The sequence below is a fragment of the Pseudomonas gingeri genome (assembly GCF_013385425.1).
In the GTDB taxonomy this organism is placed as follows: Bacteria; Pseudomonadota; Gammaproteobacteria; order Pseudomonadales; family Pseudomonadaceae; genus Aquipseudomonas; species Aquipseudomonas gingeri_D.
Map to the genome: position 1 here is coordinate 319,228 of NZ_JACAQA010000005.1, position 23,351 is coordinate 342,578.

Consider the following 23,351-nt stretch of genomic DNA (forward strand, 5'->3'; position numbering starts at 1 on the left):
TCCGCCGATGCCCCTGACACCCCAAACCGAACAGGCCCTGCGTTCGCAGCCGCCGATCCGTTTTCTGCTGAGCTTCGATGACGGTCCCAACGCCTCGAGTTTCTGGAACCCGACGGCGTCGGTGCTCGATGACTTGGCGCATAACCCGATCCAACCGGGAATCAAGGCGATATTTTTCGTCCAGACCCGTGCCACCCGAGCGGGTAACAGCGACATCGGTCGTGCGCTGATGCGTCGCGAGCATGCCGAAGGGCATATCCTCGGCTTTCATACCGCGACCCCCTCGCACACCAATCACCGCTCCTTGAGCCCGGAAGAACTGGAGCAGTCGCTCAACAATGGCATTGCGGACATTACGGCGATCACCGGCGCGCCGCCGACGATCCTGCGTCCGCCGTTCTGGAACTACGACAAGCGCACCTTCGCCGCTTACCAGCAGCATGGCCTGCACGTGTTGTTGACCGACCTGAGTGCCAATGACGGCAAGGTCTGGGGTATCACCGCCAGCCCGCAGCGGCGAGCCAACCTGCTCAAGCACCTGGCCGAAGTCCGCGAACAGATCGCCCGTGGTGAAATGCCGGTGGTCGATGGGGTGATTCCGGTGGTGGTGACCTTTCACGACCTCAATCGCTACACCGCCCGGCATATGCAGGAATATCTGCAGATCCTGATGGACTGCGCACGGGACACCGGCGTGCGGACCGCCGAGCAGCCTTTCTATACGGACAGTTCGACCTTGTTGCGAGCGATCATGGCGCGCACGGTGCATGACAGCACCGTGCCCGTGCACCTGCCGGGGTTCTGGAATTGGTGGTGGGACGGCGATTCCCACTAGCCCTTTTGTCCAGGTAAAAAAAGCCCACCTGGAAGCGGTGGGCTGGTGAGGGATCAGCCTTTCGGCGGTTCCTCGGAGATCGGCTTGGCCTGGCCGCTGTTTTCGTACCAGCCACCGCCGAGGGCCTTGTACAGGTTGACCTCGCTGGTGAGCTGCGACAGGCGATCGCTGATCAGCGATTGCTGGGCACTGAACAACGAGCGCTGGGCATCGAGGAAGGTCAGGTTGCTGTCGACACCAATGCGATAGCGACGCTCGGCCAGGCGGTAGTAATCCTGGTTGGCGGCGACCAGGTCACGCTGGGCCTGCAACTGCTGGTTGAAGGTCTGGCGTGCGGCCAGGCCATCGGAGACTTCCTGGAAGCCGGTCTGAATGGCTTTCTCGTAATTGGCGACGCTGATGTCTTTCTGGATTTTCGAGTAATCCAGGCTGGCTTTCAGGCTACCGGCGTTGAAGATCGGAATGTTGATGCTCGGTGCGAACGACCAGGTTCCCGAACCGCCCTTGAACAGACCGCCCATGTCCGGGCTCAAGGTCCCGGCATTGGCGGTCAGGCTGATGCTTGGGAAGAACGCTGCGCGGGCGGCGCCGATATTGGCGTTGGCCGCCTGCAACTGGTGCTCGGCGCCGAGAATATCCGGACGTCGTTGCAGCAGCTCGGACGGCAGGCCGGCCGGCATGTCGCTGAGCAGCTTGGCCGACAGCGGTTGAGCCGTCGGCAGGTTGGCCGGGATACCGCTACCGAGCAACAGGGTCAGGTTGTTCTGGTCCTGGGCCACCTGGCGGGTGAATTGTGCCAGGCTGCTGCGGGCACCTTCTACGGAGGTCCGCGCCTGGCTCACATCCAGGGCGGAAGCCACGCCGACTTCGTTACTGCGTGCGGTCAGCTTGTAGCTTTCCTCATAGGCCGACAGGGTGTTCTGGGTCAGCTTGAGCAGTTCCTTGTCGGCCTGCCAGGTCAGGTAGGCGTTGGCCACACTGGCCACCAGGCTGATCTGGGTGGTGCGGCGGGCTTCTTCGCTGGCGAAGTAAGTCTGCAGTGCCTGCTCGCTCAAGCTACGGACGCGGCCGAACAGGTCCAGCTCATAGGAACTGACGCCGAGGGTCGCCGAGTACTGGCTGTTGATCGTTTCCCTGCCGGTGCTCGAGACGGCGGCCGGCACCCGTTGCCGACTGCCGTTGCCATTGGCCGTGACCGCCGGGAACAGGTCCGCGCGCTGGATCTGGTACTGGGCGCGGTAGGCGTCGATATTCAATGCCGCGACCCGCAGGTCGCGGTTGTTTTCCAGGGCCACCTGGATCAGCTGTTGCAGTGCCGGGTCGTTGAAGAACTGGCGCCAGCCCTGTTCGGCGGCCGCGACATTCGCCGCCTGGGCCGGCGAGTAGGCCGGTCCTTGCGGGTACTGCGCCGCTACCGGCGCTTCGGGGCGCTGGTAGTCGGGGATCAACGAGCAACCGCTGAGCACGAAGGCCGCGACCGCTACACTGAGAAGGGACTTGCTCATTGGCCAGCCTCGTTGCTTGGAGTTTCAGTAGTGTCTGACTTCTTGTGCTTCTTCTCGCCGCCGATGGACGACACCGATACGAAGAACAGCGGAACCCAGAAGATCGCCAGAATCGTCGCGGTGATCATACCGCCAATCACGCCCGTACCGATGGCGTGCTGGCTACCCGAACCGGCACCGGTGGAAATCGCCAACGGCACCACGCCGAGGATGAACGCCAGGGAGGTCATGATGATCGGACGCAGACGCATCCGACAAGCCTCGACGGCGGCATCGATCAGGCTGCGGCCCTGTTCATGCAGTTCCTTGGCGAATTCGACGATCAGGATGGCGTTTTTCGCCGCCAGGCCGATGGTCGTCAACAGGCCCACCTGGAAATACACATCGTTGGACAGCCCGCGGAAGGTCGTCGCCAACAGCGCGCCGATGATCCCCAGCGGTACCACCAGCACCACGGCGATGGGGATCGACCAGCTCTCGTACAGCGCGGCGAGACACAGGAAGACCATCAGCAGCGACAGGGCGAACAACGCCGGCGCCTGGGAGCCGGACAGCTTCTCCTCGTACGACAGGCCGGTCCAGGAAATCCCGACGCCGGCCGGCAGTTTCGCGGCGATGGCTTCGACTTCCGCCAGGGCCTGGCCGGTACTGTAGCCGGGGGCCGGAGCACCGAGGATCTCCACGGCGGCGACGCCGTTGAAACGCGAGAGCTTCGGCGAACCGTAGACCCACTCGCCCTTGGCGAAGGCGGAGAACGGCACCATGACCCCGGCGGTGTTGCGCACGTACCACTTCTGCAGGTCCTCAGGACTCATCCGTGAACTCGGTTTACCTTGCACGAACACCTTCTTCACCCGACCACGGTCGATGAAGTCGTTGACATAACTGGCACCCAGCGCAATCGACAAGCTGTTGTTGATGTCCGATAGGGACAGGCCCAAGGCGCTGGCGCGTTCGTCGTCGATGCTCAGTTGGTACTGCGGCTCATCGTTCAGTCCGTTCGGACGCACCTGACTGAGCACCTTGCTCTGCGCGGCCATGCCGAGGAACTGGTTGCGGGCGGCCATCAACTTCTCGTGACCGATACCGGCCTTGTCTTGCAGATAGACATCGAAACCGATGGCGTTACCCAGCTCCAGTACGGCCGGAGGGGCGAAGGCAAACACCATCGCATCGCGGAAGGAGAAGAAGTGCTGCTGCGCGCGGGCAGCGAGGCCGAACACGCTGTTCTGACTGGTGCGCTCATGCCATGGCTTGAGCATGATGAAGCCCAGGCCCGAGCTCTGGCCATTACCGGCGAAGTTGAAACCGTTCACGGTAAACACCGAGGCCACGGTGTCGGATTCCTTGGTCAACAGATACTCACGCATCTCGTCGAGGACCGCCTGGGTCCGCTCGGCACTGGAACCGGATGGTGTCTGTACCTGGGCGAACAGTACGCCCTGGTCTTCTTCCGGCAGGAACGAGGTCGGAATGCGCAGGAACAACCAGATCATGCCGGCAAAGATGATCACGTAGACCAGCAGGTACGGCGCCTTGTGGCGCAGGATGCTGCCGACGGTGCGCTCATAGCCACGCACACTGCGATCGAAATTGCGGTTGAACCAGCCGAAGAAGCCGCGTTTGGCCGTGCCGTGGTCGCCCTTGGCGATCGGCTTGAGCATGGTGGCGCATAGCGCCGGGGTGAAGATCAGGGCAACCATCACCGACAGGGCCATGGCCGAGACGATGGTGATCGAGAACTGTTTGTAGATCACCCCGGTGGAGCCGGCGAAGAACGCCATGGGCAGCAGTACCGCCGAGAGCACGAGGGCGATACCCACCAATGCGCCCTGGATCTGCCCCATGGATTTCTTGGTCGCTTCCTTGGGTGACAGGCCTTCCTCGCTCATCACCCGTTCGACGTTTTCCACCACGACGATGGCATCGTCCACCAGCAAGCCGATGGCCAGCACCATGCCGAACATGGTCAGGGTGTTGATGCTGAAACCGGCCGCCGCGAGGATCCCGAAGGTCCCGAGCAATACCACCGGTACGGTCATGGTGGTGATGATGGTGGCGCGGAAGTTCTGCAGGAACAGGAACATCACCAGGAACACCAGCACGATCGCCTCGACCAGGGTTTCAACCACGCCCTTGATCGATTCGGTCACCACCGGGGTGGTGTCGTACGGGTAGACCACTTGCATGCCCGGCGGGAAGAACGGCTCCAGGGTGGCGATGGTCTGGCGCAAGGCCTTGGCGGTGTCCAGGGCGTTGGCGCCGGCAGCGAGTTTCACTGCCAGGCCGGAGGCCGGCTTGCCGTTGTACTGGGCGTTGATGCTGTAGTTTTCACCGCCGAGGGCGACATCGGCGACATCCCCCAGGCGTACTTGCGAGCCGTCCTGGTTGACCTTGAGCAGGATCGCCTTGAACTGTTCGGCGGTCTGCAGGCGGGTCTTGCCGATGATGGTGGCGTTCAGCTGTTGGCCGGGCATGGCCGGCAGCCCACCGAGTTGCCCGGAGGCGACCTGGACGTTCTGCGCGGCGATGGCGGTTTTCACGTCCACCGGGGTCAGCTTGAAGTTGTTCAACTTGGCCGGGTCAAGCCAGATGCGCATCGCATACTGGGCACCGAACACCTGGAAGTCACCGACACCGGCGGTCCGCGAGATCGGGTCCTGCATGTTGGAAACGATGTAGTTGGCCAGGTCGTCGCGGTTCATGCTGCCGTCTGTCGAGACAACACCAATCACCATCAGGAAGTTCTTCACCGACTTGGTCACGCGGATACCCTGCTGCTGCACTTCTTGCGGCAGCAGCGGGGTGGCCAGGTTCAGTTTGTTCTGCACCTGGACCTGGGCGGTATCGGGGCTGGTGCCCTGATTGAAGGTCGCTGTGATGGTCATGCTGCCGTCGGAGTTACTCGACGACTCGATATAACGCAGGTTGTCGATACCGTTGAGTTGCTGCTCGATCACCTGGACCACGGTGTCCTGCACGGTCTGCGCCGAAGCGCCCGGGTAGGTCACGGCAATCGCGATGGCCGGCGGCGCAATGGCCGGGTACTGGTTGATCGGCAACTTGAGGATCGATAGAGCCCCGACCAACATGATCACCAGGGCGATCACCCAGGCGAAAATCGGGCGGTCGATAAAAAATTTCGACATGGTTTACTCCCCTTTGCTGCCTGCGGCTTTATCTGTGGCCGGGGCAGGTGCCGGGTTGGCTGCCTTCACATTGCTGGCTTCGGAGGCCTTGACTTCAACGCCAGGACGCACGAACTGGAGACCTTCGGTGATCACCCGATCGCCGGCTTTCAGGCCGTCTTCGATCAGCCATTGGTTGCCGACGGTACGACTGGCCTTGAGCTGACGCAGTTCGACCTTGTTGTCCGGGCCGACGACCAGGGCGGTCGGGGTGCCTTTCAGGTCGCGGGTCACGCCTTGTTGCGGGGCGAGAATCGCGGCGCTGTTCACACCGGCCTGCAATTGGGCATGCACGAACATGCCGGGCAGCAGGGTGTGATCCGGGTTCGGGAACACCGCCCGCAGGGTCACGGAACCGGTGGTTTCATCCACGGTGACTTCCGAGAACTCCAGCTTGCCGTCCTGCTTGTACTGGCTGCCGTCTTCCAGGGTCAGCTTGACCGAGGCGGCATTGTCGCCGGCTTTCTGCAGGCGACCGCTTTCCAGCTCGCGACGCAGTTGCAGCAGTTCGGCGGTGGACTGCGTCACGTCGACGTAGATCGGGTCGAGCTGCGAGATCGTGGCCATGGCATCGGTCTGGCCGCTGCTGACCAGCGCGCCTTCGGTCACCGAGGAACGACCGATACGGCCGGACAGCGGCGCGTAGACCTTGGTGTAACGCACGTTGATCTGGGCGCTTTGCAGGGCCGCTTCCGATTGCAGGCGGTTGGCGACGGCGGTGTCGTACTCCTGACGGCTGACGGCCTGCTCATTCACCAGTTGCTTGTAGCGATCGGAAATCGACTTGGTCGATTGCAGGTTCGCTTCGGCGCTTTTCAAGGTCGCTTCATAGACCGATGGGTCGATCTGGTACAGCTGCTGGCCGGCTTTGACATCGCCGCCTTCCTTGAACAGACGCTTGAGAATGATGCCATTGACCTGTGGGCGAACTTCCGCGATGCGGTACGCCGTGGTCCGGCCGGGCAGGTCGGAAGTCAGGGTAAACGGTTGGGCTTGCAGGGTGACGACGCCGACCTGAGGCGCGGCGGGAGCTGGCGCAGCCGCCTTTTCCTCTTTACATCCGCTGAGCAGCGATGCCAGGGCGACGGCAGTGACCAGAGCGGTAACAGCTGGCTTGAGTTGCATGAAGATCCTCGGGTCAGGCGCGCACGATGCGCACAAGAAAAGTGGAAGGGTAAGAAAGGTGATCCGGGTGGATAAATAGGTTGCTAATGAATATACTTACATTCATGGTTGTTTGTAAATACTTGCGCTTTGCGCAGAAATAGTTACAAAGCATGTAATTTAGCCCGGGAAAAGGCACAAGAATCGCCTCCCGCCATTAAGTTCCGATTACGCCCGGCGTTGCTCCGTGGCACCCTGATTGAGGTTTTACTGCCATGGTCCGTCGCACCAAAGAGGAAGCTCAGGAGACCCGGAGACAGATACTCGAAGCTGCCGAAAAGGCCTTCTATGAGCGTGGTGTGGCGCGCACGACCCTGGCCGACATCGCGACCCTGGCGGGCGTGACCCGGGGTGCCATCTATTGGCATTTCAGCAACAAGGCCGAGTTGGTGCAGGCGATGCTCGACAGCCTCCACGAGCCGCTGGATGCGTTGGCCCGGGCGAGCGAGAGTGAAGAGGAAGTCGATCCGCTGGGCTGCATGCGCACGTTGCTGATCCATGTGCTTCGTCAGGTTGCGCTGGACCCCCAGACCCGGCGAATCAACGAAATTCTGTTTCATAAGTGCGAGTTCACCGATGAAATGTGTGACCTGCGCCGTCAGCGCCAGGCCGCCAGTGTGGACTGCAATCTGAAGATCGGCCTGACCTTGCGTAACGCCATTGCCCGCGGACAATTGCCCGAGCAACTCGACCCGGCCCGTGCGGCCATTGCCATACACGCTTACATCCATGGGATCATTGCTCAATGGCTGTTGGTCTCCGACAGCTTTGAACTGCAGACGGAAGCGGAGCGTCTGGTCGACACCGGGCTGGACATGCTGCGCTTGAGCCCGGGCCTGCGCAATTAAGTCAAAATGCGTAATTGATTCTAGTTGTATCAGAGTCGGACGCGAGCAAAGTTGATGCGTCATATCGACAGATATCAGCTGACCATTATCTACCCGACAGCTTTATCTTGGTAGTTAGTAAGCTACGTATTTTGTAGCGAAAGTGTTGCGACTCTGTGAATGAATGTGCCGATTTGTTGCACAAATTGCTGAGCTGGCGCTCAACGGCATGGTGATGCTGGCTCTCTGCGGGCTGGCGGTGGCCTGGGGGAGGGGCCGGCGGCGACAAGGCCCGGTGTTTTTCCCCGCAGGCTCCGTCTTGACCCGGTGTTGACCACCGCGATTGTTCAATACTCGATACAACTCAACTCATGCTGAACTTGACGTTGTAGCTGTAGGGGGGCGCCTTGAGGGTTTTGCTCAGGCGCGCCTTGCAGGAAGCCTGGCGCTCACCGATGGACTCGGCTTTCCTGATCCAGATGGGCAGGTAGTTGGGGCGCTGGGTGTGGGCGAAGCGTTCTTCCAGGGTATGTTGGGCAACGAATCGGCACTTGCGCGGCCCGGCGCCATAGATAAACCAGGCCCGCGGCCCGTCCAGTACCAGTTCACGGCGCTCGCCACTGGCGATGTTGAAACTTGACGGCGCCGCGCCGTGCAGGTCTAGGCCGGTGCCCAGGAGTTCGAGGGGCTCGGGGGAGTCGTTGCTGATCTCGATGGACGTGACTATTTTGGAAAAGCCCGGTGTTGACGGGTCTGGTTCTGCGGCGCCAGGTCCGAACGTGTCGCCGTCAGCCGCGCCGGTGGCGAAGGCGGCCAATGAAATCAGGCCCGAGAGTACGGCACAGAACAGGGCGAGGCTGATGGACTGCAAGAGGGGTGTCATCTTATTAATTCCTTTTAATGAGGTCTTTTGAGACAGCGTCATCCCATGACACTGCGCGCCTGGCCGATTCCGGCGGGCTGCTGGGTAAGTATGGGGTTTGCTACCGAAAATACCCGGAGTAAAGGGCAGCGTCGTATGTAGGCTTATTCCTGTATTGTGGTGAGTTGCTTCAATGAATATGGCGAGTTGCAGGCGACTGTCCTACCCGCCGCCCACAAAAAAGCCCCGGCACTTTCGGGCCGGGGCTTGCTGCTGGCGAGCTTTGTGGGCGCGCGCTTACAGCGTCGGGTAGTCGATATAGCCGACCGGGCCTTTGCCGTAGAAGGTTTCCGGGTGCGCCGGGTTCAATGGCGCATCGGCCTTCAGGCGGGCTGGCAGGTCCGGGTTGGCAATGAACGGCACGCCGAAGGCCACCGCATCGGCCTTGCCGCTGGCCAGCCAGGCGTTGGCGCTGTCCTTGGTGAAACGTTCGTTGGCGATGTAAGGGCCGCCGAACGCCGCCTTCAGTTGTGGGCCGAGGCTGTCGCCGGCTTCTTTCTCGCGGGAGCAGATAAACGCGATACCGCGCTTGCCCAGTTCACGAGCGACGTAGGTGAAGGTCTCCGAAAGGTTCTCATCGCCCATGTCATGGGAATCGGCGCGTGGCGCCAGGTGCATGCCGACACGACCTGCGCCCCAGACTTCGATCACGGCGTCAGTCACTTCGAGCATCAGGCGCGCACGGTTTTCCACGGAACCGCCGTAGTTGTCGGTGCGCCGGTTGGTGCTGCTTTGCAGGAACTGGTCGAGCAGGTAGCCGTTGGCGCCGTGGATTTCCACACCGTCGAAACCGGCGGCCTTGGCGTTTTCCGCACCGACCCGGTAAGCGTCGACGATGTCGGCGATTTCAGCGGTTTCCAGGGCGCGTGGGGTCGGGTAGTCCGACAGTGGGCGCACCAGGCTGACATGGCCCTTGGGCTGGATGGCGCTCGGTGCGACCGGCAGTTCGCCGTTCAGGTACGAGGGATGGGAAACCCGGCCCACGTGCCACAGTTGCAGGAAAATCCGCCCGCCGGCAGCGTGGATAGCCTTGGTCACGTTGGCCCAGCCACGCACCTGGTCGTTGGACCAGATACCCGGGGTGTCCGGGTAGCCGACGCCCATTGGGGTCACGGAGGTGGCTTCGCTGAGGATCAGGCCGGCGGAGGCGCGCTGTACGTAGTACTCGGCCATCAGGGCGTTGGGTACGCGACCTTCATCGGCGCGGCAGCGGGTCAGCGGGGCCATGATGATGCGGTTGGGCAGTTCGAGGTCGCCCAGTTTGATCGGATCGAAAATAGTTGCCATGTGTACAACCCTCGTTATCAGTTAGTCGCGGAATTCAGTGGGTAGCAGGCGCCAGTTCGTCGTTGTCGCTCTGGCGAAAGGTAATCAGGGTCACCAGCAGGGCCAGGACCGCCAATGCCGCGGCGGCCAGGGGCACGCTGGTGAGGCCGAAGCCGTTGGCGATGACGCTGCCGCCGATCCAGGCCCCGAGGGCATTGCCGACGTTGAAGGCGCCGATGTTCAGGGTCGAGACCAGGTTGGGGGCGGCCTGGCCGTAGGTCACCACGTTGATCTGCAGGGCCGGCACGGCGGCGAAGCAGGCCGTGGCCCAGAGGAACAGGGTGATCTCGGCGGGGATCAGCACCAGGCTGCTCCAGGTCAGCGCGGTGGCCAGTACGGCCATGGCGATGAACACGCCGATCAGCGTCGCGGCGAGGTTCTTGTCCGCCAGTTTGCCGCCGATGATGTTGCCGAGGGTCAGGCCCAGGCCCATCAGCACCAGGGTCCAGGTCACGCCCCGTGGCGAGACGCCGGTGACTTCGCCGAGCAGCGGCGCGATATAGGTGAACAGGGCGAACACGGCGGCGGAGAACAGTGCGGTCATGCTCAGAGAGAGCCAGAGCCCGGCGCCCTTGAGTGCCGCCAGTTCGGCGCGCATGTCGAGTTTCTCCTCGTCGTGCTTGGCCGGCAGGTAGCGGATCAGGCCGATCAGCGCGATCACGCCGATCACGGTCACCGCCCAGAAGGTCGAGCGCCAGCCGGCTTCCTGGCCCAGTGCGGTGCCCAGCGGTACACCGAGCACGTTGGCCAGGGTCAGGCCGGTGAACATCAGGGCTACCGCCGAGGCACGCTTGTCCGGGGTCACCAGGTTGGCCGCCACCACCGAACCGATACCGAAGAAGGCACCGTGGCACAGGGCGGTGATGATCCGGGCGAACATCAGCACGTTGTAGTCACTGGCGATGGCACAGAGCAGGTTGCCGACGATAAATATCCCCATCAGCGCGACCAGGGCTGTCTTGCGCGGCAGCCCTGCGGTGGCCATGGCCATGAACGGTGCGCCGATCGCCACGCCCAGGGCATAGCCGGTCACCAGCCAGCCGGCGCCGGGAATCGACACGCCGAGGTCCGCCGCCACATTGGGCAGCAGGCCCATGATGACGAACTCCGTGGTGCCGATGGCAAAAGCGCTGAGGGCCAGGATGAGTAACGAGAGGGGCATCTTGTGCGGTCCTTGTTTAGAGCTCTTGGCTCATGATGCGGAGGAATTCCTGGATGGTTTCCTCATTGCGTTTGAAGAAGTGCCATTGACCGGCTTTCTGGCTGCTGATCAACCCGGCGCGTTGCAGGGTCGCCAGGTGCGCGGACACGGTGGACTGCGACAGGCCGCAGCGCTGGTCGATCTGTCCGGCGCAGATGCCGTACTCATGGTTGTGGTGCTGTTCAGGGAACTGGTTTTTCGGGTCTTTCAGCCAGCTGAGAATGTCTCGGCGTACTGGGTGTGCCAGCGCTTTTATTATTTCGTCGAGGTCAAGGGGCATGGTCGTTGCTCGGGGTGGGTAAAACGTTATATCGCGATGGGGCGAAATATATATCGGTATTTCGCGATACACCAATATGATTTTGATCTGAACTCAGTGTGGTTCGCTATATCGGGTTATAACGATATAGGCTGGCGAGGTGCTAAGCTGTCGACCATGAATTATCTCGCACACCTGCATCTGGGCGGCCAGCGCCCGGAACAACTGCTCGGCAGCCTCTATGGCGATTTCGTCAAGGGTCGCGTGCAAGGGCAGTTCACCCCCTCGATCGAAGCGGCGATTCAGCTGCATCGCCATATCGATGTGTTTACCGATCGGCACCCGTTGGTGGGTCAGTCCTTGTCGCGGTTTTCCCTGACACGGCGGCGCTATGCCGGGATCGCCCTGGATGTGTTCTTCGATCACTGCCTGGCGCGGGATTGGGCGCTCTATGCCGAAGGCGAATTGGACAGCTTTACCGCCCAGGTCTATCGCGTGCTGGAAAGTGAGAGGAATCTGCCGGGGCGTCTGGCCGAGATCGTGCCTTATATGGTGGCGAACGACTGGCTGGGTTCCTACCGCGATTTCGAGGTGCTGGGACAGGTGTTGCGAGGGATTTCGCGGCGTTTGTCGCGGCCGGAGGCGCTGCTGCATGCGATGGGCGAATTGGAGGGGTTGTATGAGCCGTTGAGCGAGGACTTCCGGCTGTTCTATCCCGAGCTGCTGGCGTTTTCCCGCGCTCACTCGCTGAGTGAGCGCGACCCCCTGTAGCCTGGCTCGCCGGGTTTTATGCCGCTTCCGATCGAGCCGTTTCGGTTTCGGCCTGACGCGGTGCCGAACGTTTCACTTGCGCCACCTCACCGAACAACGCCATCTGAACCGCCTGTTGCGCCTGGAAGGCCAGCGCCGCGCGTTCCTGACCGTTGCAGGCGATCGGTTCGAGAATCTGGATCTCCACATCGCCCTGGTCGTTGGAAAACAGGCGCATCAGGTGCGAGAGCAGATCGTCGTCGCCAATGAACGGGGCCAGCAGGTCCGGCTTGCCGTCGCGCAGATAACGAATGGCCACCGGTTGCAAGGCCACGTCCGCATCAATCGCCGCCGACAGCAGGCGACCATGGAAGGTGCGCAGCGAACGACCGTCGGTGGTGGTGCCCTCCGGAAACATCAGCAAGGGGTGTTGCTGCTCCAGGTGACGGGTCATCTGCTTGCGGATCAGTTGGCTGTCGCCCGAGCCACGGCGGATGAACAGGCTGCCGGCTTTCGCCGCCAACCACCCGGCCACTGGCCAGGTCCGTACTTCGGCCTTGGACAGGAAGGACATCGGGGCCAAGCCGCCGAGCAGGGCGATATCGGTCCAGGACACGTGGTTGCTGACCCACAGCATCGGCCGGCTCGGCAGTTCGCCGCGCACGGTTACGCGAAAGGGCAGGGCATTGCTCAGGCGCGCCATGAAAAAGCGTGACCAGCGTTGCCGCCGGACCATGGAGTTGGCGACCCCCAGGCGTTCGAAAACCCCGAATACGCTGGCCATGCTCAGGCCGAGCCCCACCACCACCAGCACCCGTGCGATGCGGCCGTATACCCGTAGGCGGCTCATCAGACTGCCGCCTTGAAGTGCCGCGCATAGCGTGGGCACAAGTCGTCGCGCTTGAGCAGGATAAATACGTCGGCTACCTGGAAGTCTTCGTCCCAGCACGGCTCGCCGCAGATCTTCGCGCCCAGGCGCATGTAGGCCTTGAGCAAAGGAGGCATTTCGGCGATGACGTTGCCGGGAATATCCAGTGACGGCAGCGGCTTTTTCGGTTCGGCGCGCAGGTGCTCGTTGCACAGGTAGCGTTCGCGCAGGCGCTGCATGATCGCCTGGGCCTGGATTCCGCCGTCCTGCATCGAGATGCTGGCGCACCCCATCAGGTAGCTGTAGCCGCCTTCGTTGAGGATTTCGGCCAGTTCGCTCCAGAGCACGGCGATGGTACCGCCATTGCGGTAGGCCGGATCGACGCAGGTACGGCCGATTTCCAGGATCGGCCCTTGCAGATGGCCCAGACCGTGGAGGCTGAATTCTTCTTCGCTGTAGTAACGGCCCAGGGTGTTGGCGGCCTTGTGGTCGAGCAGGCGGGTGGTGGCCACCAGGCGACCGCTGTTCAGGTCGCGCACGCCGATATGGGCGCAGTGCACATCATAATCATCCATGTCCAGGCCCAGTTCAGCGCCCTTGAGCTTGGCATTGAATTCGCCGCTGAAGACGTTGAAGCGCAAGGCCTGGGCTTCTTGCAATGCCGCGGCGCCCAACAGGCGTTCGGCTTGCAGGCGGCGTTCACTGCCGGTGTCGCTGATGCGGGCGATCTGGGTCATTACGAGTCTCCGGTTGCCGGCCAGGGGTGCGGCCAGTCGACTTTGTTGTGCAAAGTCAGGCTATTTAGCCCCGGTGTCATCGCCATGAAGCTTTGGTGATGCTTATATGACAGGGTCCCGGGATGGGCCACTCAAGGCGCCGAGACCTTGAATACTCCCCAAAACCCGTAGGAGCAGGGCTTGCCCGCGAAGGCGTCCTTGAGAACGCAAAAGGCTTCGCTGGCAAGCCCTGCTCCCACAGGTTTTATATTCGTCCTCGGAGAGTCCGTGCCCCGGACTGTCATCAAACGCGCTTAAGCTGGCGCGAGGCTATTTCTGCGAGCGGGCTCCATGTCCAAGGGTTCGACCTTTTTTCCTGCCTTGTTGTTGGCGTTCTGCGTCACCGCGCGTGCCGAGGTCTGGCCGGCTGAAGACTGGTCCCTGGGGCCGCAGGTGTCCGGGCCGGCGGTTGCAGCCCTGGAGTCCTACGCGTTTCCCGCCCGTGACGATGACACGCGAAAAGGCATTCGCAGCGATGCGCTGTTGGTGATTCGCCATGGCCAGATCGTCTATGAGCGTTATGCCGGTCCCACCAGCGTCAACACCCCGCACCTCACCTGGTCCGTCAGCAAAAGCGTGATGGCCGCCGTGCTTGGCGTGGCCTATGGCCAAGGCCTGTTCCAGCTGCATGATTCGGCGGCGCGCTTCTATCGACCCATGCGCGCCCATCCCAATGTGACCCTGGAACACCTGATGAACTGGTCCTCCGGTATCGACTGGCAGGAGGACTACGAATACGCGCCGCTGAAGTCATCGGTGGTGGCGATGCTCTACACCCTTGGGCACACCGATATGGCTGGCTACACCGCCGGCCATGGTGAGTTCGCCCGGCCGGGGCAGGCCTTCCGTTATTCCAGTGGCGACAGCAACGTACTGTCCGCCGCCTTGCGCCGGATTGTTGGTGCCAAGCGTTACCCGAACTATCCCTGGACAGCTCTGTTTGACCCGCTGGGTATTCGCAGCGCGGTCTGGGAGCGCGATGCCAGCGGCACTTTCGTGGCCTCGTCCTATGTCTATATGACGGCGAGGGATCTGGCGCGGATCGGCCTGTTGATGGAGCGCGAGGGACGCTGGGGGGAACGGCAACTGCTGCCCAGGGCCTGGGTGAATTTCAACCTGCGGCCCTTCGCCGGCTACAAACCAGGGCAGGACGAAGCCGTGGGCGGCGGCCAGTGGTGGCTCAATCGTTCGATCAAGGGCGCCGCCAAGCCTTGGCCGGATGCGCCGCCGGACACCTTCGCCGCCCTCGGGCATTGGGGCCAGGTGTTGTACGTGATCCCCAGCGCGGACCTGGTCATCGTGCGCTACGGCGATGACCGCGACGGCAGCTACCGGCACAACGAACTGCTCAAACGAGCACTGGCGGCGTTCGCGCCGACGGTGGCGCCATGAGTACCAAGGGATTTGTGCGCCGGCGTCCGCTGGTCAGTCTGTTGTTGGTGTTGCTGGTGGCCCTGGGCACCTGGACCTGGTATGAGCGGCAGGCCTTGCACGCCTTTCCGGGGATCATCAGCGCCTATACCGCCAAGGAATACTGTTCCTGCCGTTATGTGATGAACAATTCGGCGGACTATTGCCTGGGGTACGTCAAACAGTCGGTTCCGGTCAGTGATTTCCATGATGATCCCCAGCAACACCGGGTCACCGCCCGGGGGCTGGGGCGCAGCAGCAGTGCTGTCTGGGTTGGCCCGCGCGAGGGCTGCCGGCTGGAGCCCTGATCCGTGGTTTGCCACCTCTATCCGTGGCGGGTAAGGTGGTGCCTACGTTCAATCAGGAGCTTGCATGCACCGGTCCCGCCTATTTCTGGCCCTGCTCGGGGTGCTCGCCCTGCCGGCACAGGCCAACTGGTACCTGGACAATGAGTCCTCACGCCTGTCGTTCATCAGCACCCACAACGCCGATATTTCCGAAGTCCATCGTTTCCTGACCTTGCACGGCAAGATCGACGGTCGGGGCCTGGCGACCCTGGAAGTGGAACTGGAGTCGGTCAGCACTGGCATTCCCCTGCGCGACGAGCGCTTGCGTCGCGACCTGTTCGAGATCAAGACCTGGCCCGAGGCGCAGATCGTCGCGCAGATCAATGTCCAGCCGATCAGCGACCTGGCGTCTGGCGCACAACTGGAGCTGCGTCTGCCGCTGGTGGTGAAGCTGCGCGGCAAGGAGCACAGCTACAACGCCGAACTGCTGGCGACCCGACTCGATGACCGGCGTTTCCAGGTGGTGACCCTGGAGCCGTTGGTGCTGCATGCCGAAGACTTCGACCTGCTGCCAGGGCTGGCGACATTACGCAAGGCCGCCGGTCTGTCGGCCATCAGTTTGTCGGTACCGGTGGGCGCGGTACTGATTTTCGCGGCGCGCTGACATGGCCGGGGCGATCTTCCCTTGGCGGGCCGACAACGCTTTCGAACTGTTGATCGACGGCCCGAATTTTTTCCCACGGATGTTTGAGGCGATTGCCCGGGCCGAGCGGCAGGTGGAGCTGGAGCTCTATCTGGTGGAGGCCGGTGCCTGTGCCGAGGCCATGGTCCGGGTGCTGGCCGAAGCGGCCGAACGGGGCGTGCGGGTGCGTTGCCTGTTCGATGATTACGGCAGCCTTGCGTTTACCCTTGGCCTGCGTCGACGCTTGACCGAGGCCGGGGTCGAGTTGCGTTTCTACAATCGTCTGAGCTGGCGCCGTTGGGTACGTAACCTCTACCGCGATCATCGCAAGCTCTTGTTGGTGGATCAGTCCCTGGCGGTGGTCGGCGGTACCGGTGTTACCGATGAATTCTGGACCCCGGGCGAAGAGCGCTTCGAATGGCACGAAGTCATGGTGCGGATCAGCGGTCCCCTGGTACTTGACTGGCAACTGCTGTTCGACCGCCAGTGGCTGGCCAACGCCCAGCGTGCGGCCTGGAAACCCGTAACGCCTTTCGGTCTGCCACGCCTGCCGCGGGTTCCACCGGCCGGGCAGGGCCTGGGCCGGGTAGCCTACGCCGATGCCCGGCAGCACCGGGACATTCTGCGCTCTCTGGTGCGGGCGCTGAACAGCGGCCAGGAGCGCGTCTGGTTAGCGACCCCGTATTTCCTGCCGACCTGGAAAGTCCGCCGCTCCCTACGTCGGGCCGCCAATCGAGGCATCGATGTGCGGCTGCTGCTGACCGGGCCGCGTACCGATCATCCCTCGGTGCGCTATGCCGGCCATCGTTATTATCCGCGCCTGCTCAGGGCCGGGGTGCAGATTTTCGAGTACCAGCCGTGCTTCCTGCATCTGAAAATGGTGCTGATCGATGACTGGGTCAGCATTGGCTCGTGCAATTTCGATCACTGGAACCTGCGCTTCAACCTGGAGGCCAATCTCGAAGCCCTCGATCCGTCGTTGACCCGGGCGGTGGAGGCCAGTTTCCTCTACGATTTCGCCCTCAGCGAGCCGGTCAGCCTGCAGGACTGGAAGGCACGGCCGCTATGGCGGCGGGTCAAGCAGCGGCTATGGGGTTGGGTTGATCGGTTGGTAGTCAATGCGCTGAATCGGCGGGGTTGATAGACTCCAGTCCAATACGCCTTGCGCCCAGGAATTGCCGATGACTGCTTCGTTGCTCATGGCTGTGCTCGCCTCCGGCTTTATCTACGGCATTACCCCGGGGCCCGGTGTGCTGGCGGTCTTTGGCATCGGTGCAGCCCGCGGACGGGTGGCGGGGGCGGGGTTTCTCTGTGGGCACTTGTTGGGCGATGTGATCTGGTGCAGCACGGCGCTGGTGGCCATCGTCGGTGCCCGGGAAATCGGCAGCAGTGCGTTCGATATCCTTGGTGTACTCAGCGGTCTCTACCTGTTCTGGCTGGGTCTGCGGGCGATCCGCACCCGGCGCTCCAGTGCCGAGACGCCCCAGGGCGCGGCGCGGCAACCCTTCGTACACGGCATCCTGTTCGGCCTGACCAACCCCAAGGCTTACCCGGTGGCGGTCGCAACTTTTACTGCCTTGCTTTCCAGTCGTGCCGAACTGTTGCAGTGGTCGATGTTGCCTTGGCTGATTTTTCTCAGTTTCCTTGGCGGTGTCGCGGCATACGCTATCCTCATTGGTGTTGTCGGTGCCCGGCGGGTCAGGACGTTTTACCAGCGGCACGAGTTGATAATCACCCGCTTATGTGGCGTGATGTTTATCGGCTTCGCCATCAATGCGCTGGTCCATGCGTTGCCGGGATTGATGCCGAACAAGGCTTGAATCTGCTGCAAGGGGAGGGCAGGAAGCCGGTGTTTCCATGGATAGATGCTGACGCTTACTTTTTTGGGCGATCTCTTTCTGATGGAATCCAAGACTGTCACACCGCTGGCCAGCTTTATCGACCTGTTGATGGACGCCGTGTGCGCGGTGGATATCGAAGGGCGATTCGTTTTTGTCAGCGCCGCCTGCGAGCGGATCTTCGGCTACACCCAGGGCGAACTGATCGGTATGCCGATGATCAACCTGGTGCTGCCGGCAGACCGCGAGCGCACGTTGATGGCCGCCAGCGAAATCATGGGCGGCCAGCCCAAACCGTATTTTGAAAACCGCTATGTGCGCAAAGATGGCCAGGTGGTGCATATCATGTGGTCGGCGCGCTGGTCCGAGGTCGACCAGTTGCGTATCGCCGTGGCCCGGGATATCACCGAGCGCAAACTGGCGGAGTCCCGGCAGGCGGCGCTCTACGCGATTTCCGAGGCCGCCCACGCCACCGAGGATCTGCTGGCGCTGTTCCAGCGGGTGCACCAGATCATCGGCGAATGGCTGCCGGCGGAGAACTTTTGCGTGGCGCTTTACGATCAGCAGCGCGATCAGCTGAGTTTTCCCTACCATATTGACGACCGCCGCCAACCGCACACGGTCGACCGTAACTGTGCCGAGATCGTGCGCAGCGGCCAGCCCCTGTTGCTGAACATTGAAGGCGCACCCTCTTGCCTGGGCGTGCCGTTGAATTCACAGAACGGCACCATTGGTGCGTTGTTGGTAAAAAGCAGCGGTGGCGAGCGCTACACCGAACACGACCTGGAACTGCTGCAATTCGTCTCGGCCCAGGTCGCGGCGGCTATCGAGCGCAAGCAATTGCATGCACGCCTGGAGTACATGGCGCGCTACGATCAACTGACTCATCTGCCCAACCGGGCTTTCCTCCACGAGCGCCTGAAGAGCGCATTGGTCCGGGCGCGGAGCGAGGGGGCGTTACTGGCGTTGCTTTATGTCGATCTGGACAAATTCAAGCAGGTCAACGACAGCTTTGGACATGCGGTGGGCGATCTGCTCCTGCAGGAAGTGGCCCGGCGCCTGCAACGATGTGTCCGGGATACCGATACCGTGGCGCGTATCGGTGGTGACGAATTCGTTATTCTGCTGGAGCATCTGCAACTGCCGGAGCACGCGAACCGGGTGGCCGACAAGGTCCGCAGCCTGCTGCGCGAGCCCGTGTTATGGGAGGATTGCGGCCTGATCATCGTGGCGAGTATCGGGATTGCGCTGTATCCGGAAAATGGCGAAGAAGCACAGCAACTGTTCAAGCACGCGGATGAGGCGATGTATGGGGTCAAGCGGGGGGCGGTGGCGCACTGATAAAGGCGATTGTAGTGATTTGTATCTGTGTTTGTACAAAATCGCTAAAGTTCGGTGGTTTCAGGTCGATGTCAAGGAGACCTAAACCTGAATGAGCTTCTGCCATGGTTTCCATCAGTAGCGTTACCATCAATACCCCCACTGTCGTTCCCGCATCGTCTGCGCTCGGTACTGCGAATTCCGCCAATGCCGGTAAAGACGGCAAGACCGAAGCTGAAAGCTCGACAGGGGTCAAGGTCAATTTGTCCGGTGCCGGGGTCGATGCGTCCAAAGCCGCCCAGGCCCAGGCGGCGGCCTCGGAACCGCCGGGGATCAAGCAACTGCGCAAGCAGATCGAGCAGATTCAGAAGATGATCGCCCAGAAACAGGCCGAACTGCAGCGACTTCAGGCGAACAAGAGCATGAGTCCGGATCAGAAGGCAGCGCAGGTCAACGCCCTGAATACCGAGTTGTCGGCCCTGTTCGGGTCGTTGGCCACTCTGAACAGCTCGTTGATCTCGGCCTTGAAGAAGCAGGCTGACGGGAAGTAACGGCTGATTCAGGTGGCAAGGCGTGATCAGGGTTGACCACGCTCTTTCAGGCTGCCGCGATGGAGGCAAATGTCAGGCCTGTGGCATGCACAACCCGTTTCATTGTGCGCAGTGTCGGATTGCCTTTTGGCGAGAGTGAGCGATAGAGGCTTTCCCGAGACAGGCCGGCTTTTTCGGCGATTTCCGCCATGCCGCCGCGTGCTTCGATCACATGGCGCAATGCGGTTAGAAAGCCGGCCTCACCGCCGTCGGCATCCAGTTCTTCGAAGGCAAGCCGCAGGTATTCGACGGCAAACGCAGGATCGTTGCGAATCATCTCGATCACACTTTGATCATGGCTACGCGATCTGTTCATGTTGCCCTCCGCTGGTAATCGAGCCAGCACTCGATAGCGTGTTCTATACCGGCTTGCTGTTGGCGCTTGTCGCCGCCGGACAGCAGCAGAACCAGTTGCCTTCCCGCTTTTGCGTAGTAGACCCGGTAGCCGGGGCCGTGGTCGATATGCAACTCCCATACCCCGTGTCCAACGGGTTTGCAGTCTCCGAAAGCCCCAGCAGCCATACGGTTGATGCGCAGGGTAATCCTTGCCTTTGCGGTCCTGTCCTTCAGGCGATCCAGCCAGTCCTGGTAGAGGTCTCGGCCCGTGGCATTCAGATAATGGACAATGTCGTTCATTGGCTTTTAAAGTAGCTTTTAAGCTACTTTCGTGTCAAGAGAGGGAGCCGTAGATTCTCGCAATCAATGTTTGAGAGGTAGACGATATCTGTTTCGGGATTGTTCTACGGCGGGTTTTGTGTGGTTGGGGCCCTAAGGGAAGTCACTTTGCCATCATTCCCGTCAATGGATCTGAACAGGTCAGAGGTCGTTCATGGCGTTCTTCGAAAAGCTCACCAGTCTCGCCGCCGAGGTCCGTCTTCAGGGGGCTGCCATTCAGACTGAAGAGGCCACCAAAAAACGCTTTTGTCATGCCCTTTATCAACGCCGTTCTTGGCTACGATGTTTTCGACCCGCAGGAGGTAACGCCAGAGTTTGTCTGTGATGTGGGGGCGAAGAAAGGCGAGAAGATTGATTACGCGATCATGAAGGACGGGGAGGTTCAGATTCGGATTGAATGCAAAAAAATCGGCGAATCGCTCAATCTCAATCATGCCTCTCAGCTGTTTCGTTATTTTCATGTCACCAGTGCCCGGATTTCTATCTTGACCAACGGCCAGGTCTACAAATTTTTCACTGATCTCGATGCGCCGTTTCCGTTCCGGTATTGGCGGCGACGATTAAAGTTGTAAGCACCCTACCTACACGGCCAGGGGTAACGGAACGATTTGTTCTGATTACACCTGACCGCCCGGTAGCCAGTCTGATCTTGTTTTCTGGAGGGGGGCTGGGCCTGTACGCTCGAAAAGTGGTGGGAAAGATAAGGGATGGAGTTTTATATCAAAAAAAATGAATTCAAATAGCAATATTTTGCGTTTGTCAGCCACGTCCAGCGTTGCCAAAATATCGGCCTGACTCCAACGAATGCTCTTTTTCGTGCCTCCCCCGGTACACCGGCTCATTAATATTAATGAGCCTTTTTTATTCAGTGTGAAAAATGATCAAGTCTGCTTTGTCGGGTTTTTATCCGGCACCCTCGAATACCAAGCCCAGAGAATGGTTGCGCGCATCAGTGGGGGCGTGTGCAGGTGTTCTTGTGACGGCCCTGGTGTGCCAATACTTCTATGGGCTGGAGCTGACGCTTCATCTTGTAGGGCCCGTCGGCGCATCGGCTGTTTTATTGTTCGCTGTTTCTACGGGCGCGCTGGCTCAGCCCTGGTCGATCGTCGGCAGTTATTTTGTCGCTACGGTGGCTGCGCTGGTAGCAGTGCCGCTACTCGGTCATTCGTTCCTGAGTGCCAGTGTCGCCGTGGGATTGGCCATTGGCGGCATGTGCATGCTGCGTTGTCTGCACCCTCCCGGTGGGGCTGTGGCGCTCTGTGTGGTCTTGTCTCAAACCGATTTGGCACCCTTGGGGCTGCAGGTTTTTTATCCCGTGATGCTGAATGCCGGGGTTCTCTTGGGGTGTGCGCTGGTATTCAACAATCTGACAGGGGTTCGTTACCCTAAAGCCCATATCAATCCATCGGCAGAGATCAATCACACCAGGGACATCCCGCCGTTCGAGAGGCTAGGTTTTAATAGTGATGACCTGGACGCAGCCCTGGCGGATATTGACGGATTTGTTGACGTTACGAGAGAGGATCTGGAAAGTATTATTCGATCCACTGAAAAGCATGCTTTAAGACGGAGCATGGGGGATATTCAAGCTTCCCATATCATGTCGAGGGACGTGCTGTCAGGGACGCCGGAAACCACTATTAAAGAGGCGGTGCGGATCCTGATGCACCACCACATCAAAACCTTGCCGGTGTTGAATGAAGAAAAACATATTGTCGGCATTATCAGCCTGACGGATATTATCAAGCACCCGGTAACCCGTCGGAGTCGCGGGTTGTCAGGCGTATTTGGGGGCAAGAAAAAAACCTTGTTGAAAGACATCATGCATGCCCCCGTGACCTGTGTCACGACAACGGCCCACATGGTTGAGCTGATACCGTTATTATCAAAGCAGGGTTTGCACTGTATTCCGGTCCTGCAAGATGACGTGTTTGTTGGGGTGATCACACAGACGGACTTGATCGCGGCCTTGCACCGCGATCTGATCGTGCACCTGCATTAGTCAGATCAGTGGGTCCCAGCGTTGAGACCAATCGCTATCCCGAGTGACAATGTCTTTCAATAGTTTTATGGCAAGCTGCAGTTCGGTTGATGATCGGCTACGGGAGTAGACCAGGAAGGTCGGGTAGCTGAATTCTGGCGCTGAGCTGACGCGCTCAAGAATGCCGCTTTCAATATAGGATTGCACGACGCGGGTCCTGAAGTAGCCGGCCCCGCCATTGTCGAGGATATATTGCAGGGCTACGGGCCCCAGGTTGAAGGAAAGCGCCGCCTTTGCCTTCTCCGGCAGGGCCGCATCATGGGATTGCCGAAAACCATCGCCCCAATCAATGTAGACATAAGGTTCAGGCTTGGCGATCAGGCGGACCAGTATCAATTTCTCTTCGAGAATCTGCTCGACCTGCAGGTCGGGCCAGTAGGCCGGTTGATAAACCAGGGCCGCATCTAAAAGGCCGAGCTCCAATTGCCGCAATAGCATTGAGCCGTCCCTGATCTCGGTTTTGATGGCATGGGTCGGTATTGATTTCTGGATCTCGCGCACCCAATCCAGAATAAGCGGATTACATAAACTGACTTCGCCACCGATATGCAATATTTTATGGAAACCTTCGGGCAGGGGTAAATCCCTGACTGCGGCCTCCCAGGTTTGCACCAACTGGTTGGCATAGACAACGAAGGCTTCCCCGTCCGCGGTCAGTTTGGCCCCCGCTTTATTGCGCACAAATAACTTGCTGTTGAGGCTGCTTTCCAGCTTTTGCACGCGTGCGGTGATCGCCGTCTGGGTGACATGCAATCGCTGCGCGGCGGCAATCAGACTGCCGCATCTGACGATTTCCAGGAAGGTTTTAGCCAGCTCGATATCCATGTTCATGCGCCAAAAAATACGTTATGGAGCCACGCGGGGCGGGCCTTGTAAAGGTTGGCCAG

The 23,351-nt window shown here is 60.6% G+C and carries 23 protein-coding genes and 1 pseudogene; 12 read left to right on the top strand and 12 right to left on the bottom strand.

Annotated elements, in window-relative coordinates; genetic code table 11:
• Nucleotides 1-7: 7 nt before the first annotated feature.
• The gene (locus HX830_RS09195; RefSeq protein WP_370868270.1) at nucleotides 8-835 is read left to right on the top strand and encodes a polysaccharide deacetylase family protein; all 828 of its coding nucleotides are present in this window, start codon (nucleotides 8-10) and stop codon (nucleotides 833-835) included.
• A gap of 53 nt (nucleotides 836-888) precedes the next feature.
• On the opposite strand, the gene HX830_RS09200 is transcribed toward HX830_RS09195, so the two are convergent.
• From HX830_RS09200 to emhA, 3 genes are read right to left on the bottom strand one after another with little or no spacing between them, the layout of a single operon-like run.
• Complete coding sequence (locus HX830_RS09200) at nucleotides 889-2,340, bottom strand: AdeC/AdeK/OprM family multidrug efflux complex outer membrane factor (RefSeq protein ID WP_152737950.1); 1,452 nt, start codon at nucleotides 2,338-2,340, stop codon at nucleotides 889-891.
• Nucleotides 2,337-5,489 carry an efflux RND transporter permease subunit gene (locus HX830_RS09205; protein ID WP_152737953.1) on the bottom strand — a complete coding sequence of 1,051 codons (3,153 nt, stop codon included), beginning with the start codon at nucleotides 5,487-5,489 and terminating at the stop codon, nucleotides 2,337-2,339. Before HX830_RS09205 ends, HX830_RS09200 begins: the two co-directional genes overlap by 4 nt.
• A 3-nt stretch (nucleotides 5,490-5,492) precedes the next feature.
• The gene (gene emhA / locus HX830_RS09210; protein WP_177099870.1) at nucleotides 5,493-6,653 is read right to left on the bottom strand and encodes an efflux RND transporter periplasmic adaptor subunit EmhA; all 1,161 of its coding nucleotides are present in this window, start codon (nucleotides 6,651-6,653) and stop codon (nucleotides 5,493-5,495) included.
• 254 nt (nucleotides 6,654-6,907) lie between these two features.
• Here emhA and HX830_RS09215 point away from each other — a divergent pair, with 254 nt between their 5' ends.
• Nucleotides 6,908-7,540: a TetR family transcriptional regulator gene (locus HX830_RS09215; protein ID WP_103496340.1), complete on the top strand. Its 633-nt coding sequence runs from the start codon at nucleotides 6,908-6,910 to the stop codon at nucleotides 7,538-7,540.
• Between the two features lie 343 nt (nucleotides 7,541-7,883).
• Here the strand turns inward: HX830_RS09215 and HX830_RS09220 are convergent, their stop codons facing one another.
• The 4 genes from HX830_RS09220 to HX830_RS09235 all read right to left on the bottom strand — a co-directional run bounded on the left by HX830_RS09220 (nucleotide 7,884) and on the right by HX830_RS09235 (nucleotide 11,248).
• On the bottom strand, nucleotides 7,884-8,402 hold the full coding sequence (locus tag HX830_RS09220; RefSeq protein WP_103496341.1) for a hypothetical protein: 519 nt from the start codon (nucleotides 8,400-8,402) through the stop codon (nucleotides 7,884-7,886).
• Nucleotides 8,403-8,678: 276 nt separating this feature from the next.
• Entirely contained in the window at nucleotides 8,679-9,728 is a 1,050-nt protein-coding gene (locus HX830_RS09225) for an alkene reductase (RefSeq protein WP_177099872.1), read from the bottom strand.
• Nucleotides 9,729-9,762: 34 nt separating this feature from the next.
• Entirely contained in the window at nucleotides 9,763-10,929 is a 1,167-nt protein-coding gene (locus HX830_RS09230; RefSeq protein ID WP_177099874.1) for an MFS transporter, read from the bottom strand.
• 16 nt (nucleotides 10,930-10,945) lie between these two features.
• Nucleotides 10,946-11,248 carry an ArsR/SmtB family transcription factor gene (locus tag HX830_RS09235; RefSeq protein WP_100938725.1) on the bottom strand — a complete coding sequence of 101 codons (303 nt, stop codon included), beginning with the start codon at nucleotides 11,246-11,248 and terminating at the stop codon, nucleotides 10,946-10,948.
• Nucleotides 11,249-11,404: 156 nt separating this feature from the next.
• On the opposite strand from HX830_RS09235, the gene HX830_RS09240 reads away from it, so the two are divergent.
• Nucleotides 11,405-11,998, top strand: coding sequence for an acyl carrier protein phosphodiesterase (locus HX830_RS09240; RefSeq protein ID WP_103496344.1), 594 nt, complete (start codon nucleotides 11,405-11,407; stop codon nucleotides 11,996-11,998).
• A 16-nt stretch (nucleotides 11,999-12,014) separates the two neighbouring features.
• Here HX830_RS09240 and HX830_RS09245 read toward each other — a convergent pair whose 3' ends face one another.
• Nucleotides 12,015-12,827, bottom strand: coding sequence for a lysophospholipid acyltransferase family protein (locus HX830_RS09245; protein ID WP_177099876.1), 813 nt, complete (start codon nucleotides 12,825-12,827; stop codon nucleotides 12,015-12,017).
• Complete coding sequence (olsB, locus tag HX830_RS09250; protein ID WP_103496346.1) at nucleotides 12,827-13,582, bottom strand: L-ornithine N(alpha)-acyltransferase; 756 nt, start codon at nucleotides 13,580-13,582, stop codon at nucleotides 12,827-12,829. The genes HX830_RS09245 and olsB overlap by 1 nt, the downstream gene beginning before the upstream one ends.
• A gap of 330 nt (nucleotides 13,583-13,912) precedes the next feature.
• On the opposite strand from olsB, the gene HX830_RS09255 reads away from it, so the two are divergent.
• The 7 genes from HX830_RS09255 (at nucleotide 13,913) to HX830_RS09285 (ending at nucleotide 19,709) form a co-directional block, all read left to right on the top strand.
• Nucleotides 13,913-15,013, top strand: a complete 1,101-nt coding sequence (locus HX830_RS09255) for a serine hydrolase domain-containing protein (protein ID WP_103496347.1) — start codon at nucleotides 13,913-13,915, stop codon at nucleotides 15,011-15,013.
• Complete coding sequence (locus HX830_RS09260; RefSeq protein WP_177099878.1) at nucleotides 15,010-15,339, top strand: amidase; 330 nt, start codon at nucleotides 15,010-15,012, stop codon at nucleotides 15,337-15,339. The genes HX830_RS09255 and HX830_RS09260 overlap by 4 nt, the downstream gene beginning before the upstream one ends.
• A gap of 64 nt (nucleotides 15,340-15,403) precedes the next feature.
• Nucleotides 15,404-15,982: a YceI family protein gene (locus tag HX830_RS09265; protein ID WP_152737968.1), complete on the top strand. Its 579-nt coding sequence runs from the start codon at nucleotides 15,404-15,406 to the stop codon at nucleotides 15,980-15,982.
• Between the two features lies 1 nt (nucleotide 15,983).
• Nucleotides 15,984-17,141 carry a phospholipase D-like domain-containing protein gene (locus tag HX830_RS09270; protein ID WP_103496350.1) on the top strand — a complete coding sequence of 386 codons (1,158 nt, stop codon included), beginning with the start codon at nucleotides 15,984-15,986 and terminating at the stop codon, nucleotides 17,139-17,141.
• A gap of 40 nt (nucleotides 17,142-17,181) precedes the next feature.
• Complete coding sequence (locus HX830_RS09275) at nucleotides 17,182-17,820, top strand: LysE family translocator (RefSeq protein WP_177099880.1); 639 nt, start codon at nucleotides 17,182-17,184, stop codon at nucleotides 17,818-17,820.
• Between the two features lie 81 nt (nucleotides 17,821-17,901).
• On the top strand, nucleotides 17,902-19,179 hold the full coding sequence (locus tag HX830_RS09280; protein ID WP_152737974.1) for a GGDEF domain-containing protein: 1,278 nt from the start codon (nucleotides 17,902-17,904) through the stop codon (nucleotides 19,177-19,179).
• A gap of 104 nt (nucleotides 19,180-19,283) precedes the next feature.
• Nucleotides 19,284-19,709 (top strand): hypothetical protein, encoded by a 426-nt coding sequence (locus HX830_RS09285; RefSeq protein WP_177099882.1) that lies wholly within the window; start codon nucleotides 19,284-19,286, stop codon nucleotides 19,707-19,709.
• A gap of 46 nt (nucleotides 19,710-19,755) precedes the next feature.
• Here the strand turns inward: HX830_RS09285 and HX830_RS09290 are convergent, their stop codons facing one another.
• Complete coding sequence (locus HX830_RS09290) at nucleotides 19,756-20,025, bottom strand: addiction module antidote protein (protein ID WP_371317485.1); 270 nt, start codon at nucleotides 20,023-20,025, stop codon at nucleotides 19,756-19,758.
• A gap of 35 nt (nucleotides 20,026-20,060) precedes the next feature.
• Nucleotides 20,061-20,384, bottom strand: coding sequence for a type II toxin-antitoxin system RelE/ParE family toxin (locus HX830_RS09295; RefSeq protein WP_177099886.1), 324 nt, complete (start codon nucleotides 20,382-20,384; stop codon nucleotides 20,061-20,063).
• A 193-nt stretch (nucleotides 20,385-20,577) separates the two neighbouring features.
• Here HX830_RS09295 and HX830_RS09300 point away from each other — a divergent pair.
• Both HX830_RS09300 and HX830_RS09305 read left to right on the top strand, forming a co-directional pair.
• Nucleotides 20,578-20,956 (top strand): annotated as a pseudogene (locus HX830_RS09300) (type I restriction endonuclease); the annotation flags it as partial.
• 344 nt (nucleotides 20,957-21,300) lie between these two features.
• Nucleotides 21,301-22,425 carry an HPP family protein gene (locus HX830_RS09305; RefSeq protein ID WP_177099888.1) on the top strand — a complete coding sequence of 375 codons (1,125 nt, stop codon included), beginning with the start codon at nucleotides 21,301-21,303 and terminating at the stop codon, nucleotides 22,423-22,425.
• Here the strand turns inward: HX830_RS09305 and HX830_RS09310 are convergent, their stop codons facing one another.
• On the bottom strand, nucleotides 22,426-23,289 hold the full coding sequence (locus tag HX830_RS09310) for a LysR family transcriptional regulator (protein WP_152737990.1): 864 nt from the start codon (nucleotides 23,287-23,289) through the stop codon (nucleotides 22,426-22,428).
• Between the last annotated feature and the right edge of the window lie 62 nt (nucleotides 23,290-23,351).